1 protein-coding gene, 2 tRNA genes and 2 rRNA genes (1 of these 5 running past the window's edge) are annotated in these 5000 nt (G+C 53.1%); 1 reads left to right on the top strand and 4 read right to left on the bottom strand.

What is annotated here, in order from left to right; all coding sequences use genetic code 11:
• From BG35_RS0105440 to BG35_RS0105425, 4 genes are all read right to left on the bottom strand, one after another.
• Positions 1-2020 (bottom strand): 23S ribosomal RNA (locus BG35_RS0105440); it reaches 856 nt to the left of the window's first position.
• Positions 2021-2162: 142 nt separating this feature from the next.
• Positions 2163-2235: transfer RNA gene (locus BG35_RS0105435), tRNA-Ala, on the bottom strand.
• 9 nt (positions 2236-2244) lie between these two features.
• Positions 2245-2318: transfer RNA gene (locus BG35_RS0105430), tRNA-Ile, on the bottom strand.
• A gap of 154 nt (positions 2319-2472) precedes the next feature.
• A 16S ribosomal RNA gene (locus BG35_RS0105425) occupies positions 2473-3956 on the bottom strand.
• The 16S and 23S rRNA genes sit together here with 2 tRNA genes alongside, the layout of an rRNA operon.
• Positions 3957-4734: 778 nt before the next feature.
• Here BG35_RS0105425 and BG35_RS0105420 point away from each other — a divergent pair.
• Positions 4735-4917 carry a hypothetical protein gene (locus tag BG35_RS0105420; RefSeq protein ID WP_025782027.1) on the top strand — a complete coding sequence of 61 codons (183 nt, stop codon included), beginning with the start codon at positions 4735-4737 and terminating at the stop codon, positions 4915-4917.
• Positions 4918-5000 lie beyond the last annotated feature (83 nt).

The following is a 5000-nucleotide window of genomic DNA, read 5'->3' as shown; positions in this document are numbered from 1 at the left end:
GTAGTCCGCATCTTCACAGACAATTCTATTTCGCCGAGCCTCTCTCCGAGACAGCTCCCAGATCGTTACGCCTTTCGTGCGGGTCGGAACTTACCCGACAAGGAATTTCGCTACCTTAGGACCGTTATAGTTACGGCCGCCGTTCACCGGGGCTTCGGTCGCTAGCTTCGCAAGGCTAACCAGCTTCCTTAACCTTCCGGCACTGGGCAGGCGTCAGCCCCCATACATCGTCTTGCGACTTAGCGGAGACCTGTGTTTTTGGTAAACAGTCGCCTGGGACTCTTCACTGCGGCCACCTGACGGTGGCACCCCTTCTCCCGAAGTTACGGGGCCATTTTGCCGAGTTCCTTAGAGAGAGTTAACTCGCGCCCCTTAGTATACTCTACCACCCTACCTGTGTCGGTTTCGGGTACAGGTAGCTGCTGCTTAACGGACTAAGGTCTTTTCTAGGAAGCATGACATCAGCGACTTCGCTCTCGTAAGAACTCGTACTCACGCCTTAGCTCAGAGCGTTTTCACCGCCCTTCAAAGCCTCGAACGCTTGAACCGGTAACCAACATCCGGATCGCTTAGCCTTCTCCGTCCACCTGCCCAAACAGCAACCAGTACAGGAATGTTGACCTGTTGTCCATCGACTACGCCTTTCGGCCTCGCCTTAGGTCCTGACTAACCCTCTGCAGACGAGCTTGACAGAGGAACCCTTAGGGTTTCGGGGCATAGGATTCTCACCTATGTTTTCGCTACTCAAGCCGACATTCTCACTTCTATGCAGTCCACGCCCGCTTTCGCTAACGCTTCAATCCACATAGAACGCTCCCCTACCATTCAAAGAATCCGCAGCTTCGGTACACTACTTAGTCCCGTTCATTTTCGGCGCAAGATCGCTCGACCAGTGAGCTATTACGCACTCCTTTGAGGATGGCTGCTTCCAGGCAAACCTCCTGGTTGTCTATGCAATCTTACCTCCTTTACCACTTAGTAGTGACTCAAGGACCTTAGCTGGCGGTCTGGGCTGTTTCCCTCTTGACTATGAAGCTTATCCCCCACAGTCTGACTGCCTAGTTACATACAGGGTATTCAGAGTTCGTCTCGATTTGGTACCGCTCTCGCAGCCCGCACCGAAACGGTGGCTTTACCCCCCTGCTTAAGCACTAGACGCTACACCTCAATGTATTTCGGGGAGAACCAGCTAGCTCCGGGTTCGATTGGCATTTCACCCCTAACCACAGCTCATCCGCTGATTTTTCAACATCAGTCGGTTCGGACCTTCACTTGGTGTCACCCAAGCTTCATCCTGTCCATGGTTAGATCACCCGGGTTCGGGTCTATAAACACTGACTATCGCCCTATTCAGACTCGCTTTCGCTGTGGCTCCGAGATTAGCCTCTTAACCTGCCAGTGCTTATAAGTCGCCGGCTCATTCTTCAACAGGCACACGGTCACCCGATCAGTCGGGCTCCCATTGCTTGTAGGCTCACGGTTTCATGTTCTGTTTCACTCCCCTCCTGGGGTTCTTTTCACCTTTCCCTCGCGGTACTGTACGCTATCGGTCACGCAGTAGTACTTAGCCTTACGAGGTGGTCCTCGCAGATTCACACGGAATTTCACGTGCTCCGTGCTACTCGGGATACAGCTAGGCCAGTTCATCTTTCGAATACGGGACTATCACCCTCTATGGTGCGTCATTCAAACGCTTCTTCTAGAATTCCTGATCCACGTTGCTGTCCCACAACCCCAACCATCGAAATGATTGGTTTAGGCTGATCCCGTTTCGCTCGCCGCTACTAGGGGAGTCGTTTTTACTTTCTTTTCCTCCAGCTACTAAGATGTTTCAGTTTGCTGGGTTGACTCGAACTAGCCTATGAATTCAGCTAGCCGTTGGGTTGCCCCAGGGTTGCCCCATTCGGAAATTCCCGGATCAAAGCTTACTTCCCGCTCCCCGAGACTTATCGCAGGTAGTCACGTCCTTCATCGCCTCTACGTGCCAAGGTATTCACCGTGAGCCCTTTGTAGCTTGACAAAGCAAACTATACTAGTTTACTTTTAATCTCAATAGAATCAAATGTCTATGAGATGCTCTTCTAGACTCAATCTATGCAGTTTTCAAGATTCTAGTCAAATAACGAATTGATTCGTAAAGACAAACTCAGAGAGTTTGCCAGTGGAGGTTAGCGGATTCGAACCGCTGGCTTCCTGCTTGCAAAGCAGGCGCTCTACCGGCTGAGCTAAACCCCCTAGTAACGATGGGCCATCTTGGACTTGAACCAAGGACCTCACCCTTATCAGGGGTGCGCTCTAACCACCTGAGCTAATGGCCCACGAATCTCATCGTGATTGACCAAGACAAGTTCAGGAATCCAGATGAGAATGGATATTTCCATTCCACAGGAGATACCGATCGACCATAGAGATGACAAGACTTTAGGCTAGCATGTAAAGAGCTTAGCCATTAAAGTCAGTTGTGTTTCCCTGTTAGGAGGTGATCCAGCCGCAGCTTCCGCTACGGCTACCTTGTTACGACTTCACCCCAGTCATTAGCCCTGCCTTCGGCGCCCTCTTCCAAACGGTTAGAGTAACGACTTCGGGCATGGCCAACTTCCATGGTGTGACGGGCGGTGTGTACAAGGCCCGGGAACGTATTCACCGCAGTATGCTGACCTGCGATTACTAGCGATTCCTCCTTCACGTAGGCGAGTTGCAGCCTACGATCTGAACTGAGCCACGGTTTACGAGATTAGCTAACTTTCGCAAGATCGCTACTCTTTGTCCGCAGCATTGTAGTACGTGTGTAGCCCAAGGCGTAAGGGGCATGATGACTTGACGTCGTCCACACCTTCCTCCGGTTTGTCACCGGCAGTCTCTTTAGAGTGCCCAACTGAATGCTGGCAACTAAAAACGTGGGTTGCGCTCGTTGCGGGACTTAACCCAACATCTCACGACACGAGCTGACGACAGCCATGCACCACCTGTCACTGCGTTCCCGAAGGCACTCTCTAATTTCTTAGAGATTCGCAGGATGTCAAGCCTTGGTAAGGTTCTTCGCGTTGCATCGAATTAAACCACATACTCCACCGCTTGTGCGGGCCCCCGTCAATTCCTTTGAGTTTCACACTTGCGTGCGTACTCCCCAGGCGGAACACTTAACGCGTTAGCTACGACACCGAGGGGGTCGATTCCCCCAACATCTAGTGTTCATCGTTTACGGCCAGGACTACAGGGGTATCTAATCCCTTTCGCTCCCCTGGCTTTCGTCCATGAGCGTCAGTAATGGCCCAGCAGAGCGCTTTTGCCACTGGTGTTCTTCCCGATATCTACGCATTTCACCGCTACACCGGAAATTCCCTCTGCCCCTACCATACTCAAGCCGAACAGTTTCCATTGCCGTGATGGAGTTGAGCTCCACGATTTAACAACAGACTTAAACGGCCGCCTGCGGACGCTTTACGCCCAATAATTCCGGATAACGCTTGCCACTCCCGTATTACCGCGGCTGCTGGCACGGAATTAGCCGTGGCTTATTCCTCAAGTACCGTCAGGTCTTCTTCCTTGAGAAAAGAGGTTTACAGCCCAAAGGCCTCCATCCCTCACGCGGCGTTGCTCCGTCAGGCTTGCGCCCATTGCGGAAAATTCCCCACTGCTGCCTCCCGTAGGAGTCTGGGCCGTGTCTCAGTCCCAGTGTGGCTGATCGTCCTCTCAGACCAGCTACTGATCGAAGCCTTGGTAAGCCGTTACCCCACCAACAAGCTAATCAGACGCGAGCTCATCCCCAGGCGAAATTCGTTTCACCTCTCGGCATATGGGGTATTAGCAGTCGTTTCCAACTGTTATCCCCCTCCTGAGGGCAGATTCTCACGCGTTACTCACCCGTCCGCCACTAACCCGAAGGTTCGTTCGACTTGCATGTGTTAAGCACGCCGCCAGCGTTCATCCTGAGCCAGGATCAAACTCTCCGTTTTGGCTCACTTCCTTTTGAGTCTTAAAAATAAAGACTCGCAAAGTGAGTTATCTTTAACTACTTGATCAGACAAGCAACCAAAGATCACCCGTTAAGGGGTGCGAGAGCTGAGTTATTGAATCAGCAAAGCATGATCTCACAACTCATCCCGGATGACTCAGATCCGGCAGGAAGCTTTCAAAGCGAGGCTTGAAAGCTTCAAAAATTCTTGACGGGACCTCCACTCTGCACATTGCCCATGGGTGAAGGACGGCAAACTGAACGAGTGCCGAACGCTTCAGGGCATAGGACAGAGCAAGATTCCTGAACTGGATTGTCTAGGTACTGCTCACAGCGTCTTCAAAAGATGGACGCCGATGAGCACCAAGAAAAGGTAGCACCCAGGATCCGGCACATTGCAGCGGGTTGTGTGCCACTAATCCATCTGTCATACAAGTAGAAGGGTGGCAGGCGCGGGAAAGGCGGCCTGCACAAGGTGCTCAGGTTTCTTCTGTGCCCAGGCATGCCCACCCGAATCCCTCCCATCCGCCACAGGTCCGATTGAGCGCCGTCCATAGGTTTGGCCGAAGCATGTGAGCATGGACTGACCTGGGCCAGCCAAGCGCCAGAGTTCGCTCTCCATGGGCCAAGTGCGGACTCCTGGTCCGCAGCCTGGCTTCTCCCTTGCCGGTAGCCCAAGCCTCTGCCCCCCAGATCCAAAATCACGGCGGCGGATGTGGCCAAGTCGTTGGCAGGCCCCCGGATCCGCTGCCATACTGTGCAAGGAGTTGGAGTCTTCTGTGAAGTTTTTCTGCTGCTACGACGAACAGGGCGCCTTGATCGCCCGCTGCCAGACCATGGCTGATGTGGACGTGCTGAAAAAGATGGGGCGTCCTGTGGTCAGAGTTGCGGAAATGACAGACGAAGAGTCCGTGGTGTGCAGCCTTACAGACACTCCTGCCGAATTCAACCAGGACTACTGAACCGCTTGCGGTATCCTCGTTCTGCTCAAGCGAGTTCCCCGTCAGTCACCCCCTGCCCCACACCGTTCCTGATCCAGGGCGGA

Origin of the sequence: Candidatus Synechococcus spongiarum SH4 (genome assembly GCF_000586015.1) — a bacterium.
GTDB lineage: Bacteria > Cyanobacteriota > Cyanobacteriia > PCC-6307 > Cyanobiaceae > Synechococcus_B > Synechococcus_B spongiarum_F.
The sequence above is the reverse complement of the archived record's forward strand: the minus strand, read 5'-3'. Positions and strand labels throughout refer to the sequence as shown.